This is a genomic window from Coprobacter tertius (assembly GCF_024330105.1).
GTDB classification, from domain to species: Bacteria; Bacteroidota; Bacteroidia; order Bacteroidales; family Coprobacteraceae; genus Coprobacter; species Coprobacter tertius.
Map to the genome: position 1 here is coordinate 43,875 of NZ_JANDHW010000013.1, position 19,494 is coordinate 63,368.

A 19,494-nucleotide genomic window follows, 5' to 3' on the forward strand; every position below is an offset into this window, starting at 1 on the left:
GATTTATTTCTCGATTTTCGTTGTTTCATCAACCGCAGTATATTTCTCCATAGCGAGCTTAAACAATTTATCTCCCGTAACAGAATCGACATTTGAAGAAGGGCCAGTAACACATCCTCCCTCACAAGCCATAACCTCAATAAACTGAAAAGGAGATTTTCCTTTAGCATACGCCCTCAAAAGTGCAATATTTTTTTTATTGAGATTGGCAATCTGCGCCCCTTTCAAGTCGGGAATCAGATTTTGAGCTTTTACGGCACCCAATACACCTCCAGTTCTACCGAAACCTTTTCCGTCTTTCTCTGCATTACAGAAATAAGCTCCATTTCCTACCGTCGCTACATCAATTCCTAAACCATGAAAAACGGCATCTATTTCTTCAAAAGTCATCACATAATCGACAGCCTCATCCCGACGTGCTTCGGCACGTTTCGCAACACATGGTCCGACAAATACAACAAGAGCATCGGGATATTTTTCTTTCGCCATACGGGCTGTATAATACATTGGGGATCCGGTATGAGAAACATAAGGTTTCATATCTTTTACATGCTTTTCGACTAATTCGATATAAGAAGGGCAGCAGGATGTCGTCATGAAAGACTGCCCCTCGGCCAGTTTTTCTTTTAGCTCGACAGCTTCGTTACGCGTAGTCACCATAGCGCCATCTGCAACTTCCATCACATCATAAAAGCCTATTTTCCCTATCGCATTGAATATTTCTTCCAAACTTTCTTTGTACTGACCCATAATCGAAGGTGCCACAATAGCAACAACCTTACTACCCGACCTTATCTGTGAAAGGACATCAAACACTTCTGAAATTTCGAAAATAGACCCGAAAGGACAAGCATTGATGCATTTACCACAATAAATGCATTTCGATTCATCGATGTGCTCAATACCATTTTCGTCTTTCGAGATTGCTTTTACCGGGCAAGCTTCCTCGCACGGAATAGGAATATATACAATTGCATGATAAGGACAAGCTTCTTTACAAATACCACAGCTGATACATTTATCATGGTCGATTCTGGCCTGCCCGTTACGATCGAATGAAATAGCGTGACGGCTACAATTCATATAACAGGCTCTTGCAACACAACCTTTACATAAATTCGTAACTTCGTAATTTACCTGAACGCAAGCCGAACAAGCCTCGTCGATTACACACAGAATATTATCTTTCTTATTTTTTCCACGCGTTAACGCTTCACGGGCATAATGAGATAAAGGAACCAGCTCATCGGTTTCATCCTGCATATCGAAACCCATTAGAGGAAACGATTTATACTTCCAAACAGCCCGTTCTTTATGTACACAGCACCGGCCTCTTACTTTTGCATTACGTGGGGTTAACTCGATGGGCAGTCTGTCGATTTGCTCCACCAATTGCCCGCGGTTCCATAAATCCACAAGTTTTGCCATCAGCACACGGCGAACAATCAAAACATTATTTGCAAATGCCATATTTAAAATTTAGGTATTTTGAGATGACCATTAAAGAATCGCACTTTCTATAACCGAAAAGCGGATGCAAAGATAAGAATAATTTATATTAATTCACAAATTTTTCACCTGATTAATTACTCCGATCGTATCAACGGGAAAAGGAACGCATCGAGCATTTTCCGTTTAACCGGGCATTAGGTTCGATAACTAAAGAAGAAACTTCTATATCGCCAGTCAGAAGCGAGGTAGCTTTAAGAACAAGAGTTTCTTCTGCCGTAATATTGCCAGTAACAGATCCCATAATTTCCGCATTCACTGCGGTTACATTTCCTGTAATTACACCTTTTTCTCCCAGGATAAGTTTCCCTCTACAATCGAGATCACCTTCCAGCGTTCCGTCGATACGAATATCCGAAGATGCTGAAATATTACCCTTTATAACAGTACCCGTGCTGATAGAATTATGCGTTAATCCGGATGTAGAAAGTTCTTTTGCCATATCCCAATATTCTTGTTTTGTACAAAAATAATATTTCCGATGCGTAAATCCATCTTTTTTATTATGAAACTTTGTTTATCGATATGAAAAAACGAAATTTGTAACTCAATATCGTCTAAAAATCATATGGAAAGCTATATCGAACTCGAAAATATAAAGTTTTACGCCTATCACGGCGTTTCGGAAACCGAACGTAAAGTAGGAAATAATTACGAAGTATATCTGAAAGTAAATTTATCTTTAGAAAAAGCTGCTATAACAGACAATCTCGAGGACACTGTTAATTACGCATTATTATACGATTGTATTAAAAAAGAAATGATGATTCCCTCGAATTTACTCGAACATGTCGCCGGGCGCATTATAACGGCAATATGTAAAAAACATCCCGTAATATGGGGAGGCAGCATAAAAATATCAAAAATAAAGCCCCCTATATCCGGAGATATAGAAAGGGCTTCGGTATCTTTCAGTTGGTAGTACGAATTATTTTAAATTCATTTTTTTTGCAATATCATCGGGAATGGCATTTTTATTAACCACAATATTCAGTGTTTTATACAATACAAAGGGTTCGGATGCATAAAAATAACCACCATAAATCTGATTTGGCCCCCATGAATTTTTAACCTTATAGTATTTATTTCCTTTTTGATCTACCGCAGTACCGACAATGTGCATACCATGATCATCAGTTGTCTGATAATTGTCGAAAGCTTCCTGACGCATTTCCTGAGTAATTTTCTTTTCAGCTCCCGGTTCTTCCAGCTTATACAACTGCGATTCTTTTTCGCTATCGGTCAGTTTTGTCCAGCGAGCTTTTTCACTATCGGTCATATCCGATAAATCGGCATCAGGAACGACAGCGAAACCTTTATTATATGCAAAACCTCTTTCACTGACATCTGACGCCCAATAAACCGTATATCCCTTATCGATTGAATTTGCAAATATACGTGCAAAATCATCTAAAGGTATATTATATGAAGGAGCCCAAGCCCAATTATCGGGAACTTCGATTGCAAAAGTTTCATAGAAAGGATGATGTGAAAACGAAGTAATCGACACATAGTCATCCATATTCAACCCCAATGAAGCAGCAAAAGTTTTCGGTGTATATTCCTTTCCCTGATAAGTAAATTTTTCGGGAAGCTTTCCGAGATATGCATCGAGAATACCATTAAAACCTTCTTTCCAGGCTGTTGTCAAGGTACGATTTTTATTGCTGACAACCGCTTTTACATAGGCCTCGAGCACCGCATCGAGTTCACCGTGACGGTGTACATCGGTACCGTAATTCAAACCAGTATATACTTCTTCGGGAACAATTCCGTATTCTTTAATAACATGCATCACATCATAGGTAGATCCCCCGGCGGCAAAATTAGTAGCACCATGCATACGTACGTATTTCTCTGCTTTTTCCATATAACTGTGTCGTACGATAAACATTTCAGAAAGATCTACCTCGGGTTTTCCCTGACGCAACAATTCACTTTCAAAAAAAGAAGTTCCTGAAAAACTCCAGCAAGTTCCCGAACTGCTCTGATTTTTAACAGGCGTTGTCGCCAATGTTTTCACTTCGGTAAATTTATACCCTTTTTCATCCTTTTTTTTAGTATCATTCTTTGCAAAACCTACCGTAAAAGCAAGGAGCAATAACGATACCGTTAATCCGTGTTTTAGCATAACGTATTATTTTTGTTTTTTGTAATGTTTTTTTGATTTTGTAAAGATACATAGGATTTATGAAACTCACTCCACATCTTCATTGTTTTTAGATAATTTACGCCATATGTACAATAATTTTATTATGTTTGTATGGTAAACTATAGCATAATCAGATGCGAACGACCCTTTTAATATTTATAGCGTTTATCGCTAATATAACATGTCTTCCGGTCTTTTCACAAAAGACCGTTTACCATACAAAAGCGATACATCCAGCCGTACATACCATACGTTTACGCGTTCCTGAAAAATCGTATTTTCCCCCGGTAATTAAATTGGGTAGCGATGAAAAGATCGAAATCTCTTTCGATATATTTGCTGACGAAACCGAATTTTTAAACTATAAACTCATTCACTGTAATGCCGACTGGACACAGTCTCAACTCACCGATATCGAATACATCGACGGTTTTAATGTGAATACAGTAGAAGAAGGCGAACTTTCGTTTAATACATACCGTAATTACGTACATTACAGCATAACGATTCCAAACGAACAATTCCAGTTTAAAGTATCGGGAAATTATGCTCTGGTCGTATTCCCTGAAAATTATCCGGACAACCCGATTTTATATGCCTGTTTTTCGGTTTATGAAAACAAAGTATCGGTGCCAGCCATGGTAACCACCCGTACCGACATCGATTACAACAAAGCGCATCAACAACTCGAATTTTCGATACAATATCCACACCATTATATACAAGATCCTCGAAATGATTTAAGAGTACATATTTCACAAAACAACCGAAGAGACACCGAGGCCGTGCTTACCCAACCACTTTATGTAAAAAATAACGAACTGGTTTTCGGGCACACACCCCAACTCATTTTCGAAGCCGGAAACGAATATCGTCGGTTCGAAATGGTAAATACGAGATATCCAGGTCTTAATGTGGAAAACATACGTTATTACGACCCTTATTATCATGTAAGCCTATTTCCTGATAAACCAAGATATACGAATAATTATACATTCGACCAGACACAATACGGACACTTTACCATACGGCAAAGTGATGCAGATGATAACGATACGGAATCGGATTATTTTGTCGTTCATTTCTCTCTCGATTATGACAATCCGTTAATGAACGGCGATATTTACATCGACGGGGAATTTACAAACGGGCAATATAACGAATGGAATCGAATGATTTACAATCAGGAAACCCGCCGATACGAAAAGGATATGTATCTGAAGCAAGGTTCTTATAATTATCAATACTTGTTTCTACCGAAAGGAGCTTCAAAAGCGACTCCGGGAGTCATAGAAGGAAACTTCTTCGAAACCGGCAACGAATATCTTATAAAGGTTTACCAAAGGGGACGACAAGAAAGATACGACAGGCTGGTAGGGATCGGCCGTATTTTCTCGGGTAAATAAAAATACGATATTTTTCAGGTATTTATATATAAAAAAGGCAATACGGTATTTTAGTACGATTGCCCTTTTTCATAAATATTCTTAGTTTACATTAATCATCTATCTTTTGTGATGAAAAATTTCCGTTTTTATCGAATTTTACTTCGGTTTTGGGATTTGTCATCACTTTTACCTCATAACCATTGCGCTTACGTTCTACCTTTTTTACCCCTTGCCCGTTGAAATTAGTATTAATATAATTTACAGCTTTAGAAGGCAAGAGGTTAAGCATCATCATCGTAAACGGACCATTATTACTTTCTATCTCTAACCAGTTTCCAGCTCTGTCGAACTCTATTTCAACCCCATTAGATAATCGGACATCATATTGAGTCCAACCTTTCTCTTTTTCACATTTTACAGCATTTACCCCCGGGAAGGTCTTTTCAATAAAAGTACGAGCTGCTGTGGGCAGTTTATCGTACGGAATGCGATCGTTATCTGTCACAGCAGCCGAGGCTATGCATAACGACCCGAATAACAAAGCAAAGGCCAATACAACTTTTTTCATTCTACTAAATATTTAATGTTATATCTTTACAAACAAACGGCGAGCCAAGATGTTTATTAAAATATCCAAACACTTAAACTCTCTTATGACAGAGTAGATCGTGAGATTTTTTTTATATTTGTTTTCAGTAATGAATTCCGAATGGGGAAGGTTTTAAAATATATATTGTGGTTGATCTTCAGCTTATTTTTACTGGTGCTTTTGCTACCGGTACTTTTTTATATTCCTTTTATACAAAACTGGGCTAAAGACACTGCGACACAATATGTTACCGAAAAATATGAAATCGAAATCTCTATCGAAAGGCTACGCCTCTCATTTCCATTCGACCTCGTTATCGATAACAGCCGTATTGTCTTAAACCCAGGCGATACGCTTTTCTCGGCACGTTCTTTAAGGTTAGATGTCACACTTTCTCCGTTATTGCATAAAGAAATTAAGATAAACAAACTTCTTTTTAGCGACGTAAAATTTTCATTTGCCGATACTACCTCCAATATGGAAATCGACGGCGATGTAGAACGGCTCATTCTCTCGGTGAATTCCGCAGATTTAAAAACAGAAAGAGCAAGAATACCTCGCCTTATACTTACCGACGGATGGGTAAATCTGAAATTGGGAGAAAGCCCTCCAGACACTACTCAAAAAAAATCGGGAAATGCAGCATGGGCCATCGATGTAAAAAAACTCTCATTGAACAATATCGATTTCGGAATGCAGATGTATCCCCAAAATATGCATCTTACCGTACATCTCGGCAAAGCGATGTTACAGGACGGATCGGTAGATTTGGGACATCAGACGGTAGACGTAAACTCTATCACTATTGACCAAGGCATATACAGTTATCTTACCGATACCGTTTCCGTCACAAAAACAGAAGCAGAACAGCCTACCGATTCTATTGAAAATTCGGAACCATGGGTAGTAAAAGTATCACAGATAAAACTGACCGATAATCAGGCTACTTACGGACTTATCTCTTATGCCCCACAGCCGGGTTTCGATCTGAATTATATATCGGCTACAAATATTAATATAACCGTAGATTCTCTTTATAATCGAGGAGCGGAAGTTAAAGCCGATCTCAGGCATCTATCACTTACCGAACGTTCTGGGTTATCGATAGTACAAAGCTACGGTAGTTTCTCTATGGACTCGACGGCCTTATCGCTACGTAATTTTATTTTACAAACCGCCAATTCTTCCATCAGCGCCAACGCTCATATGGGCATGCCTGGCACGACAGGAATACAAGCCCGAACACCTCTCTCAGCGCATCTGAAAACCGATTTCGGACCCGAAGATTTATACCTCTTATATCCTGACATGCGGAAACAACTGGGGCTGCTTCCTATCGAAAAAATTCATTGTGAAATAGATGCAGATGGAGATTTCGGATCTCTGAATATACCGTCAATATCCGCTTCGATACCGGGTCGATGCCAGATTTCGGCAAATGGTAAATTACAAACAATCTACGATATGAAAAAAATATCGGGTGATGTACATTTCAACGGAGATTTTATCCATATGGGATTCATAACAGATTTATTGCCAGATACCTTATTACAAAAACGCATCAATATACCCGATAACATGCACCTTTACGGTTCGGCTAAAATATCCGGGAGCAAATATTATCCCGACATACGGTTTACGTCGGGAGGTGGAAGTATTTCTTTAAACGGTCTGTTCGATCCTCAAACCGAATCCTATGACATAAAACTCATTTCCGACTCATTATCGGTAGCTCAATTTCTCCCATATGATTCTATCGGAGTCGTATCTTTACGAATTGCTGCCGCAGGAAAAGGATTCAATTTCTTCTCGACACATACCCATAGCGACATTTCATTAAAAGCAGAACGCATCGATTATAAAAAATATACCTACAATGGCATTTCCATATCCGCAGCTTTACTCGATCAAAAAATAACCGGAGAAGTAGTAAGTACCGACAGTGCCGCACAGATTAATCTCGGATTAAAAGGCTTTCTCTCGAAAGAGCGCTACGAGGGAAGTATAAATGGATCAATAAAACAGATAAACTTTCAAAAAATGGGATTTTCTCCCACACCTCTCGCCCTATCATTCGATTTGGAAGCCAAAGGTGCTGCAACCGAAAAAGGAGCCTATGAAATAGATACACGCATCGGACAAATGATGCTTACTTTAGGGGATCAGACAAATAAGCTTAACAGTCTGATCGTTACCGGATCTATGGACAACGATCATATAAAAGCCAGCATTACGGGCGACGACTTGCAAGCAGATTTTTCAACGACTGTAGGAATAGACACACTTACTTCCCAGTTTGCCGCAATAGAACGAGAACTCGAGGAGCAGCAAAAAACATCAAAATATAATATCTATAAACTCGAGCAAATGCTTCCTCCTTTCTCGATTTCAGCCTCGGCGAAAACGAATAAATTTATAAAAAGTCTGCTAAAATCTTCAGGAATAGGATTTAAAGAAGGTAAAATCGCCATTTCCGACTCTGAAAAAGATCCATTTATGTTCAATGCCGCAATCGACCGATTCGAAACGGGAGGAATCAGAGTCGATACGATACGTTTAACCATGGACCAGCACAAAGAACATATCGATTATAACCTGCATATCGGAAACGCTCCCGGAAATCTCGATCAGGCCGCACAGGTGGGTATGTCGGGATATATCGAAACCAACCATGTCCTCATCCAGTGCCATCAACGAAACCGGGCCGGGCAAGAAGGCTTCGATTTCGGCATGAACGCTTGGCTGCGCGACAGCCTCGTACACGTATCGATACTACCCGACCCTATACTCGGATTCGAACCTTGGACAGTAAATAACAATAACTTTTTTAATTACTATTTCGATAATCGCCTGTCGGCCGATCTCGAAATGAAAGCAGTTAACAAAAGCGTGGTTCTGCGTTCAGCAGACGAAATTACAGGTAAACAAGGTTCTCTGAATGTACTCATCAACGGTCTCGATATAGCTTCGATACTCAGTATTTCACCTTTTGCTCCTCCTATCGGTGGAATACTTTCGACTGATCTTGTCCTGTTCCTCCCCGAAAAACAGGTAGAAGCCTCAGGAAACCTTTCGATTGAAAACCTCAGTTATGCCAAACAACGTGTCGGAGACATCCTTTTCGACATAAATTATCAGCTCGATAACAGCGGAAAACAGATTGCGCGTGCAGATATGTCTATTGATAAACAAAAAGTCCTGAATATCGACGGTAGTTACGATGGAAAATCAGATAATCCGATTGATCTTACCGTGAGTATACCAGGATTCCCTCTGGCATCTGCCAATGCCTTCTTACAAGATATGGTTACCCTTTCGGGTAACCTGAACGGTGAAATGAAAATTTCAGGAACCGGCAATACCCCCATTGTGGATGGATACCTGCAATTTGCATCAACCGGAATAGCAATACCCATGATAGGCACGTCATTTACTCTATCTACAGAAAAGATAATTATAAAAGAAAACGATCTCTTATTTAATAAATTTGCGATTATCGGCCCGAATAAGAAACCGTTACAAATTAACGGGCACGTCGATATGCACGACTTCTCGAGAATGATGACCGACCTGAGCATTACAGCCAACGAATTCCAGATGGTTAATGTTTCCCGTAACCGTAAATCGATGGTATATGGTAAAGCATTCGCCGATCTTAATATTACTGTAAAAGGCCCGATCGAAGGACTAAGCTTACGTGGTGACGTCGGTTTACTAAACGGTACCGATGTTACTTACGTTATGCAGGATTCTCCACTCGACATAAAACAGGAAAACCAAAATATGGTCACGTTCGTTTCTTTTAACGATACGACCGAGGTAGAAGAAGCAGATACAATGCCCGTAAAACGGATCAGCGGTATGGATATTCTCGTTAATGTAAATATCGCCAATTCGGTAAAAGTAGCAGTAAACCTGTCGGCCGACGGGCAAAATCGCATCAATCTGCAAGGTGGAGGTAATCTTACCTATTCGATGAATACATTAGGGGATAGCCGTTTTACCGGAAGATATGAACTTACAGGGGGTACCGTAAGATACAATCCGCCTATCATCTCGGAAAAAATATTCAATATCCAACAAGGTAGCTATGTAAGCTGGACCGGGAATATTGCCGATCCGGCAATGAATATAACGGCCATAGAGCCATTAAGAATAAGTGTTTCGGAAGATGGCAAGAATACCCGGACCGTAAACTTCAATGTCAGTATAAATATACGTAATACGCTCGAAAATTTAGCGATCACCTTTGATGTATCGGCTCCGGAAGACCTGACTATACAAAACGAATTGCAATCGATGACAGCCGAACAACGAGCAACACAGGCGATGAACCTGATGATATACAATACTTATACCGGGCCGGGCAGTGAAACCAAAGGAAGCCTGATAAGTGGCAATCCGCTAAACTCCTTCATTCAAAAAGAACTTAACCAATGGGCACAAAACAATCTGAAAAATGTCGATGTAAGTTTCGGAATCGATACTTATGACGACCAAACTGCCGGTGCTAACGGAACACGTACCGACTATTCTTATCAAGTATCGAAAACTCTGTTCAACGACCGTTTTAAAGTCGTTATCGGCGGTAGTTTCAGTCCCGATGACGATGCAAATCAAAATTTAAAAGAAAACCTCATCGACGACGTTTCTCTCGAGTATATGCTCGATAAACGAGAAAATATGCTCATAAAAATTTTCAGGCATACCGGTTACGAGAGTATTCTCGAAGGAGAAATAACAGAAACCGGAGTCGGTTTTGTCGTACGAAAGAAATTATTCAGACTGAGCGAGTTATTCCGTATCAGCCGCAAACCGAAGCAAAATACAAAATGAAAACCAGGATATTCACCGGTATAATGCTGCTGTTGCTTATTCTTATGGCAGCTTGCTCTACCACCAGCCGGCTGGGAGAAGAGGAGATTTTGTACACCGGTGTAAAAAAAATAGAAATTACAGGAGTCGACAGTCTTGAAGTACCGGGAAATGTAAAATCGGCAATAAAAGCTCCACTTTTGGTAAAACCCAACAACTCATTTTTAGGCGCATACTGGAGGACTCCCTTCCCGATCGGATTATGGGTATATAACCATATGAAACCAAAAAAAGACAAAGGATTTAAACATTGGTTTTATGAAAAATTTGCAAAAGAACCGATTTTAATATCAGGAGTGAAACCCGAAGTACGAGTAAAAGTCGTCGATGATATTTTGGCTAACTACGGTTATTTCGGGGCTCATTGTCAATATGAGCTGGTATATTCTAAAAAAAACCGTAAAATGGCAAAGATACGTTATTGGGTAGAGGTCCCTACCCCGTCGTTCTACGATAGTATAGAATTTCCGACTCCTGTAACACCGCTTACCGAACTTATCGACAGTCTATCGAAAAAATCTCTGATCAGAAAAGGAGCTCAATACAACCTCGATACGCTTTCGGCAGAACGTACACGCATAACCACAGTTGCCCGTAATAAAGGATATTATTATTTCAGACCCGAATATATCGAATACTTAGCCGATACGACTCAAAAACCCAAAACAGTGAGTCTACGTATGGTACTTGGGAAAGGAATACCAGCACCGGCTCTAAATGCATACAAAGTAGGAAACGTAGATGTCTCTCTGTCGAGTGCGACAGGAAAAGGTCAGATCGATTCGCTTTTCTACAAAGACCTGACTGTCGTTTACCAGAAACCGATGCATTTACGCAAATTCGTTCTACCCGCCAATATTACGCTAAAGCCCGGAAACATTTATTCGGTAGAACAACAAAACCTGACACAAACCAACTTAAGTAAACTGAATATTTTCAGGTATGTAAATCTCGACGTTACGCCTCTTGATTCACTCAAAGGAAAAGATTCTCTCGACGTTTCTATCGACGCAGCTTTCGACGTTCCTCTCGAGTCGGAATTCGAAGTCGACGTATCTTCCAAATCGAACAGTTTTATAGGACCGCAGATTACATTCGGCGTCAGTAAAAAAAATCTTTTCGGAGCCGGAGAAATATTGGCGGTAAAGCTTAACGGTTCTTATGAATGGCAAACCGGGAAAAAACCGGCAGGCGCCAAATCATCCTTACTGAATTCATACGAGTTCGGGTTAAATGGGACCCTATCCTTTCCCCGTGTACTGATTCCTTACAAAATGCAACGCAAAAAGAACCGGCGTTATCCGGCTCGTACTTATTTCCAGTTAGGAGCCGACCTGATGAACCGCCCTCATTTTTTCCGCATGATTCAGTTCAACCTATCGATGAATTACGATTTCCAGAGTTCACCATACAGTTTCCATACGGTAACCCCGGTTAAACTGATTTACAATAAACTACTAAATACGACTTCTTCCTTTGACAATACACTGAATGAGAATCCTGCTATCGCATTAAGTTTCAGAAATCAGTTTATCCCGACTGTCGGATATACCTATACCTTTGACCGTTCTTTTGGACGCAACGGAAACAATCGCATATTTTGGCAAACATCGGCTACATCAGCCGGAAATATTTTAGCCGGAATTATGGATCTGGCTGGGAAAAAAGGAGAAAAAGAATTATTCGGAAATCAATTTTCCCAATTTATAAAAGGATCGACTGAATTTAAATATTATCGCCGGCTTTGGGGCGATAATTGGTTGGCTACCCGTTTCCTTATAGGAGCAGGGCATGCATACGGCAATTCTAAAGTAATGCCATATAGCGAACAATTTTATATCGGTGGAGCCAATAGTATCCGAGCATTTACAATTCGTTCGTTAGGACCGGGAAGTTACCGTCCGCCGGTAAACGATCCGAATGGATATTTCGACCAAACCGGTAATTTTAAACTCGAAGCCAATGCCGAGTTCCGTTTTAAAATCATCGGAGGTCTGCATGGAGCCGTTTTTCTCGATGCAGGTAACATCTGGTTATTGCAAAAAGACCCGAAACGTCCGGGCGGAGAATTACAAATGAAAACATTCGCAAAAGATATTGCCCTCGGTACGGGATTCGGACTACGCTATGACATCAGTTACCTCGTTTTACGTGCCGATTTAGGAATCGGGATACACTCTCCTTATCCCAATCCTGAAAAATCAGGATACTATAATATGTCGAATTTTAAAAACAGTCTCGGATTCCATTTAGCCATCGGATATCCGTTCTGATAATGCTCGTATATAATTATTTATTTTAAAAAAATTAAGGATGTCTTTTCGAGACACCCTTAAAAATTCATTCTGTAAAAAATCAGAACTTATTTCTTTGCTTCGTCAATAGATGCTTTACGGAACTCTTTCATCAATTTTTCAATCTCGAGAGAAGCTTTACGAGCACGTACGCCTGCCGCCTTATTTCCATTTTCAAGTTGCAAACCTGCATCTTTTTTGAAGTCACCAATCAATGACTGGATTTTATCTACTAACTCTTTCATAATAAATTTTTATTTCGATTCGAGGCAAATATAAAAATAAATCATGATTTTTTACTCACAAATATATTTTTTGACTCTTTTTTTGATTAAAAAAATCTGTTTACAATAACCTGAAAGTGCAAAAAGTACATTTCACACCAACACAATACTTCTGCATTGAATAAGAAATTCTTATTATATTATTTTTTACACTTATTCGAGCAATTGTCAAGAAAAGTCATTATATTTGTAAACACATGAAAAATTATCGTTAACCTGAATAATTACCCTATACAACATACATCACAAATCTAATGCACATCATCGAAAATTATTTTGAAAAATAGAAAATCATAAAAGTATTTTCAACAAATCATCCATAATATCGGTTCGGCCTGTATATATTTAAACAGCTTATATTACATATACAATACGATATTTATATGCTTCTTATTTCATCGATAAAAATAAACTCTAAACTACAAAATATAAATATTTTACCAATACAATTACATAAACATTAAATCTAATATGTATGAAAACAACCTTACAAAGATATCGGAAATGGCTGTTAATCTGCCTTTTATGTACTCCGACTCATTCTTTCGGACAAGAAATATGGAATGGAACGGAATGGAACGATGTTTCGGTCACTCAAATCGGTAAAGAAGAGTCGTGCACAGTCGGTATTCCTTTTTCATCAGAGGACGATTTACAAACTAAAAGCATCGAAGAATCTCCTTATTTCATATCTCTAAACGGCGTATGGAAATTCCACTGGGCCAAAGATCCGGCAGCCAAGGTAACCGACTTTTACAGAATGGATTTCAATGATGCCGACTGGGATAATATCGATGTACCATCTGTCTGGCAGGTTTATGGCGTAAGAAACAATAAAAATTGGGATAAACCTTTGTATGTAAATACCAGCTATCCTTTTACCTATAACTCCGAAACCTATAAAATTCAGGAAAGTCCCCGTTCTGATTTTACATATAACAACAATATGAAAAACCCGATAGGAAGTTATCGACGTGAATTTACGATTCCAGAAGAATGGGACGGAAGAGAAATTTACGTTCGTTTCAACGGGGCCGGTCCGGGATATTACCTTTGGGTAAACGAACATCAAGTCGGATATTCCGAAGACTCTTATCTTCCTTCAGAATTTAAAATAACCGATTATGTGAAAAAAGACGAAACTAATGTTATTGCCGTACAGGTTTATCGTTTTTCCAGTGGTTCATTCTTAGAATGTCAGGATTTCTGGCGTCTATCCGGTATCAGTAGAGATGTATTTTTGTGGTCCGCCCCCAAGACACAAATTCGCGATTATTTTTTCCAAGCCGATCTCGACGAATTATATACCGATGCAACAGTCACTTTAGATGTAAAACTGGAAGGACCAGCTTTATCATCAGCGACTCTGTCTGCCAAAATCATGCAAGGTACTACAATTATCGCACAAGAAGAGTTAGAATCTCCGAGCATAGGTGTTAATACTCTCAAAATGAATGTCTCTGCACCGGATAAGTGGAGTGCCGAAACGCCTAATCTTTACGATCTTGTAATCACACTCAAAGACGGAGAGAATGTTTTAGATATCAGAGGAAACAAAGTGGGTTTCCGTAAAATAGAAGTGGGAAACAAAGGAGAGCTGTTAATTAACGGAAAACGCATGGTATTTCATGGGGTAAACCGTCACGATCATAGTGAAGAAAACGGACGTACTGTTTCAAAAGAAGAAATGGAAAATGACATAAAAATGATGAAACGTCTGAATATAAATGCCGTAAGAACTTCACACTACCCCAACAATCCTTACTTTTATGATCTCTGTGATAAATACGGCTTGTATGTTTTAGCCGAAGCTAATATAGAATGTCATGGAAATATGGGGCTGTCCGATGTTCTTATTTTCCGTAAACCGATGGTAGAGCGTAACCAGAATCATGTAAAACGCTTTCGCAATCACCCGTCTATATTCATGTGGTCTTACGGAAACGAATCGGGAGGAGGAAATAACTTCCAATATGTAGAACAAGCCATAAAAGCTTTGGACAAAACCCGTCTTACTCATTATCAGGGAAACAGTCAGTGGAGCGATGTGACTAGTAGCATGTACTCGAGCGTCGACTGGATAAAAAGTGTAGGAGAAAGTCGTCTGAACGAATCGAAACCACGTCCTCATATACATTGTGAGAACAGTCATGCGATGGGAAATGCGATGGGAAACGTACGTGACTATTTCGACTTATATGAAAAATATCCTTCTTTAACCGGTGAATTTATTTGGGACTGGAAAGACCAGGGATTAAAAATGCCTGTACCAAACTCAAAAGATGAATTTTATTGGGCATACGGAGGTGATTTCGGGGATAATCCCAATGACGGAACATTTTGTACGAATGGAGTTATTTTTGCAGATTACACTCTTTCCGCCAAATCTTACAATACAAAGAAAATATATCAACCGATCGATTTCGCGATAAAAGAAGATGGCAAAACGTTTGTACTCAAAAGTAAATTGGCCTTTAAATCGACAGAAGATTTAGATATTTATTATTCGATCTACGAAGATGGCAAAAAATTAAAAACCGAAAAACTGGATATTATTATCCCTGCTGGAGAAACTAAAGAAATTACAATAGAAAATGCATTACCGTCTGATGCCAAACCCGAAGCAGAATATTTTATCAGATTCAATGCATATCAGAAAAACCAAACTTGGTGGGCCGATGCCAACTATGAAGTAGCCGGAGAACAAATTAGATTAAAAGGGGCGGTTAAACCGATCTATCAGGTACAAGAGAATAACCAACTCACCGTTGAAGAAAATTCGATAACTATTAAAGTACATGGGCCCAACTTTACCGCTGTATTTTCAAAATTGAACGGAAGCCTTAACAGTTATACTTTTAACGAACAGCAAATCATAAATAAACCGTTAGCACTTAACCTGTTCCGTCTCCCGACAGAAAATGATAAAGAACAAACCTGGCGATGGGACGATATAGGATTACGCAATCTGTCGGTAAAAAACATATCTTGTAGCTTTGAAGAGACTGATAATGCCGTCGACCTTAATTTTGTAAATACCTACTCGGGAAAATCTCCTAATACATTTAAAACGCAGGTACTCTTCAAAGTAATGAGTGATGGGACGATTTTTGTCAGTTCGGTAATCGATCCCACAGTAAAAAACAGCATTTTACCCAGAATAGGATTCCGGTTGGAAATGCCCAAAGAATTCGAAAACCTAACTTGGTTCGGACGCGGCCCATGGGAATCGTATAACGATAGAAAAGAAGCATGTTTCGAAGGAGTATATAACAGTACCGTAACAGAACAATGGGAAAAATACGTGCTTCCCCAAGAAACAGGCAATAAAGAAGATGTGCGTTGGATGAGTTTAACGGATAATTCCGGAAGCGGATTATTGTTCATAGCATCGGGAAACATGTCGGCTTCTGCCACTCATTTCCGTCCAGAAGATATTTATATTAACCGTAACAACCGATCGAAACATCCCTATGAAGCTAAAAAGAAATTCTGTGAAAACACCGTTATTTACCTTAATGCAGAAATGCGTGCCTTAGGAAATGCAAGTTGCGGTCCCGATGTTTTGGAAAAATATGAATTAAAGTCTAAAAAAACGAATTTCAATTTTATCATTTTGCCAGTTTCCGGAAATCCCGATAACGATAAGCTGTCTGAAATGGCTCGTATCGCATTGCCGATTTGTGCACCGGTTACTATCGAAAGAGATAAACAAGGTAAAATAAAACTTACGACAACGACTCCCGATGCTCGCATCTATTTCAGTAAAGACGAAGAAGAATTCCAACTTTACGAAGCTCCTTTCGAACTGCTGGCAGGAGGAAATATCAGAGCGTACTGCGAAGCCGATGCCTATTCTAAAAGTATAACGACCAGTGAAGATTTTTACCTTCTTGTCGATAAATCGGACTGGAAAGTTATCAGTTATTCGAGTCAGGAAAATGGAAATGATGCTACCAAAGCGATCGATGACGATGCAGATACATTCTGGCATACTCGTTGGAGCGGTACAGCACCAAAGCCCCCCCATGAAATTGTCGTAGATATGAAAGATACTTACCGTATCGAAAAATTCATATATCAGGGAAGAGGCGACGACAACGATCATGGACGAATCAAGGAATACGAAATATATTTCAGTAACGATCCTAAAGCCTGGGGGTCTTCAGCCGCAAAAGGAGAATTCGAAAATAATACGGCAATTCAATATGTTCCGATAACTTCAAAACCTACGGCTCGTTATTTCAAATTGATCGTAAAATCGGAAGCGTATGACAGGGAATGGGCTGCCGCCGCAGAATTGGGAATAGAAGCCTCTGAAATCGTCGACCCGATCACAACCAAATTACAGGAAATAAAAAAAGATGAAAAATATTATATCAAACATGTCATGTCAGGCCTCTATCTACAAAGGCTTCCGGATAAGACGGCCAAGTATGAAGGAGATTTCTGTATTAATCCTCTGGATAAAACCGATGACCGTTTCATATTTGACTTTACACCCATAAACGGATTTACTTCTTATTATAATGTGCGTGTAAACAACTATTTCATTAATCAAAACGACAATTGGCGTTGCGTTTCGGGAGCATTAAAAGATAAAAACGGGCAGATACAGATAGAAATGTTAGAAAACAACACCTGTAAACTTCGTGGAGTTTGGCAAACTTGGAATTATATAAACCTCGACAGAACAACAAGCGGATCATATATTTATGCCGATAAAAGTTCCGGAGCCATTTGGAAAATAGAAGAAATAGAAGATCCGAGCGATATACAGGTAAACGAAATTTCAGGCATATCTGTTTATCCGACATTATCAAAAGGTACGGTTAATGTAAAATCACCAGTCGAATGTATCATTAACGTCCAAGATATCTCCGGACAGATACTTGCCATTTATAAATCGACCGGTAACACTACATTAGAGCTAAATTATCCTGCAGGCATATACTTTATTACAGTAAATACCGGTACGAAAAACGTATATAAAATAATACTACAACACTAATACCGATTACAGGTACAAAGATTGTACCTTATCGAAAAAATAAAAAGGACGGTGATACACCGTCCTTTTTTAATATATAACCTGGAAAAATCTTATTTCAAATAATTCTTTTAAATCGAAAAGATATAAAAAAGAAATGGTTGTCATCGCGACAACCAATCTTCGTTAACCTTAAATCTAATACTATGAAAAACACAGTGCAAATATAATGACTTTATGTTATATAACATAGTTTTCGAACAGAAAAACTCAGATATTAAAACTAATTAACATCTTCAAGTAATTCCTCCTCTTCCGGCTCATCTTTTTTAACAAACAAAGCACTTATTTCATATAAAAGATAAATAGGAAGGAATACCACCATAAGAGTAAACGGATCTCCCGAAGGAGTGATTACCGCTGCTAAAACGAGCAAGCCCACAATTGCATATCGCCTGTATTTCGAGAAAAAAGAACGATGCAACAGACCAATAGCAGAAAGAAGCCAACATAATAATGGTAATTCGAAAACGAGTCCCATAATAAATATCATTGTTAGGAAATTTCCCATATAAGAATCAAGAGAAATCTGGTTGGGAATTAAATCACTGATATGATAACCGGCTAAAAAACGCAATGTTAACGGAAAAACCAACAAATATCCTACAGCAACACCAATAAAGAACATTGTATTACCTGCCAAAAATGCGAAACGAGCATTCCTTTTTTCGTTTTCATAAAGTGCCGGACTCACAAATTTCCATATCTGAAATATTATAAAAGGAAAAGCAAATACCACTCCCAGCCAAAATGAAGTACTCATGTGAATAAAAAACTGTGAAGCGAGTTGTATATTTATAAGATGTACTTCGAAATCGTCACTACAAAAATCAGGAATAAAAGAAATATACCGGCTCAAGCCGCATATCCACTTATACAAAATAAAATCGGAATAACACGGCGCCAATATAACCGAATCGAATAATTCGGTCATATAAGCAAAAAAAACGCCCGATAATATCGCTACTATAATTAAGGCACGTAAGATGACTTTTCTCAAAGCTTCTACGTGATCCCAAAAACCCATCTCCAACATTCTATAAACCTGTTTTTAATGTGATTAAAAAAACACGGCGTGGCATGCCGATGCAGCCACGCCCGCAAATAATATTATCCGATAAAGTATTTATTTTTTATCGTTCGTATCGTTTACATCTCCGTTTATCTGGTCTTCAACGTCTTTCATTCCATCTTTAAAACTTTTCACGCCTTTTCCCAGCCCCTTCATCAATTCGGGTATTTTTTTACCTCCGAAAAGTAACAAAATAGCAAATACGATGATAATGATTTCACCGGTACCCAGATTTAAAAATAATAGTGTATCCATTTTTATTTAAAAATTATATTAGCATA

At 38.8% G+C, this 19,494-nt stretch carries 12 protein-coding genes; 5 read left to right on the forward strand and 7 right to left on the reverse strand.

Features of this window, described 5'->3' with window-relative positions:
• Window positions 1-3 precede the first annotated feature (3 nt).
• Together NMU02_RS11565 and NMU02_RS11570 are read right to left on the reverse strand one after the other, a co-directional pair.
• Window positions 4-1,470, reverse strand: coding sequence for a monomeric [FeFe] hydrogenase (locus NMU02_RS11565; protein ID WP_255028075.1), 1,467 nt, complete (start codon window positions 1,468-1,470; stop codon window positions 4-6).
• A gap of 130 nt (window positions 1,471-1,600) precedes the next feature.
• Entirely contained in the window at window positions 1,601-1,951 is a 351-nt protein-coding gene (locus NMU02_RS11570) for a bactofilin family protein (protein WP_255028076.1), read from the reverse strand.
• 126 nt (window positions 1,952-2,077) lie between these two features.
• Here NMU02_RS11570 and folB point away from each other — a divergent pair, with 126 nt between their 5' ends.
• Window positions 2,078-2,431: a dihydroneopterin aldolase gene (folB, locus tag NMU02_RS11575; protein WP_255028078.1), complete on the forward strand. Its 354-nt coding sequence runs from the start codon at window positions 2,078-2,080 to the stop codon at window positions 2,429-2,431.
• Window positions 2,432-2,437: 6 nt separating this feature from the next.
• Here folB and NMU02_RS11580 read toward each other — a convergent pair whose 3' ends face one another.
• Window positions 2,438-3,640, reverse strand: coding sequence for a C1 family peptidase (locus NMU02_RS11580; protein WP_255028079.1), 1,203 nt, complete (start codon window positions 3,638-3,640; stop codon window positions 2,438-2,440).
• A 155-nt stretch (window positions 3,641-3,795) separates the two neighbouring features.
• Here NMU02_RS11580 and NMU02_RS11585 point away from each other — a divergent pair, with 155 nt between their 5' ends.
• The gene (locus NMU02_RS11585) at window positions 3,796-5,067 is read left to right on the forward strand and encodes a type IX secretion system plug protein (RefSeq protein WP_255028081.1); all 1,272 of its coding nucleotides are present in this window, start codon (window positions 3,796-3,798) and stop codon (window positions 5,065-5,067) included.
• Between the two features lie 91 nt (window positions 5,068-5,158).
• Here the strand turns inward: NMU02_RS11585 and NMU02_RS11590 are convergent, their stop codons facing one another.
• A complete protein-coding gene (locus tag NMU02_RS11590) occupies window positions 5,159-5,617 on the reverse strand; it encodes a PepSY-like domain-containing protein (RefSeq protein ID WP_255028082.1) in 459 nt (152 codons plus the stop codon).
• Between the two features lie 141 nt (window positions 5,618-5,758).
• Here NMU02_RS11590 and NMU02_RS11595 point away from each other — a divergent pair, with 141 nt between their 5' ends.
• Together NMU02_RS11595 and tamL are read left to right on the forward strand one after the other, a co-directional pair.
• A complete protein-coding gene (locus NMU02_RS11595) occupies window positions 5,759-10,474 on the forward strand; it encodes a translocation/assembly module TamB domain-containing protein (protein WP_255028083.1) in 4,716 nt (1,571 codons plus the stop codon).
• Window positions 10,471-12,786 (forward strand): translocation and assembly module lipoprotein TamL, encoded by a 2,316-nt coding sequence (gene tamL, locus NMU02_RS11600; RefSeq protein ID WP_255028084.1) that lies wholly within the window; start codon window positions 10,471-10,473, stop codon window positions 12,784-12,786. Before NMU02_RS11595 ends, tamL begins: the two co-directional genes overlap by 4 nt.
• Window positions 12,787-12,875: 89 nt before the next feature.
• Here the strand turns inward: tamL and NMU02_RS11605 are convergent, their stop codons facing one another.
• The gene (locus NMU02_RS11605) at window positions 12,876-13,052 is read right to left on the reverse strand and encodes a BF3379 family histone-like protein (protein ID WP_255028085.1); all 177 of its coding nucleotides are present in this window, start codon (window positions 13,050-13,052) and stop codon (window positions 12,876-12,878) included.
• 514 nt (window positions 13,053-13,566) lie between these two features.
• Here NMU02_RS11605 and NMU02_RS11610 point away from each other — a divergent pair.
• Window positions 13,567-18,102 (forward strand): glycoside hydrolase family 2 TIM barrel-domain containing protein, encoded by a 4,536-nt coding sequence (locus tag NMU02_RS11610; protein WP_255028086.1) that lies wholly within the window; start codon window positions 13,567-13,569, stop codon window positions 18,100-18,102.
• Window positions 18,103-18,364: 262 nt separating this feature from the next.
• Here the strand turns inward: NMU02_RS11610 and tatC are convergent, their stop codons facing one another.
• Both tatC and NMU02_RS11620 read right to left on the reverse strand, forming a co-directional pair.
• Window positions 18,365-19,177: a twin-arginine translocase subunit TatC gene (gene tatC, locus NMU02_RS11615; RefSeq protein WP_255028087.1), complete on the reverse strand. Its 813-nt coding sequence runs from the start codon at window positions 19,175-19,177 to the stop codon at window positions 18,365-18,367.
• A 90-nt stretch (window positions 19,178-19,267) separates the two neighbouring features.
• Window positions 19,268-19,468, reverse strand: coding sequence for a Sec-independent protein translocase subunit TatA/TatB (locus tag NMU02_RS11620; RefSeq protein WP_255028088.1), 201 nt, complete (start codon window positions 19,466-19,468; stop codon window positions 19,268-19,270).
• Window positions 19,469-19,494: the final 26 nt, after the last annotated feature.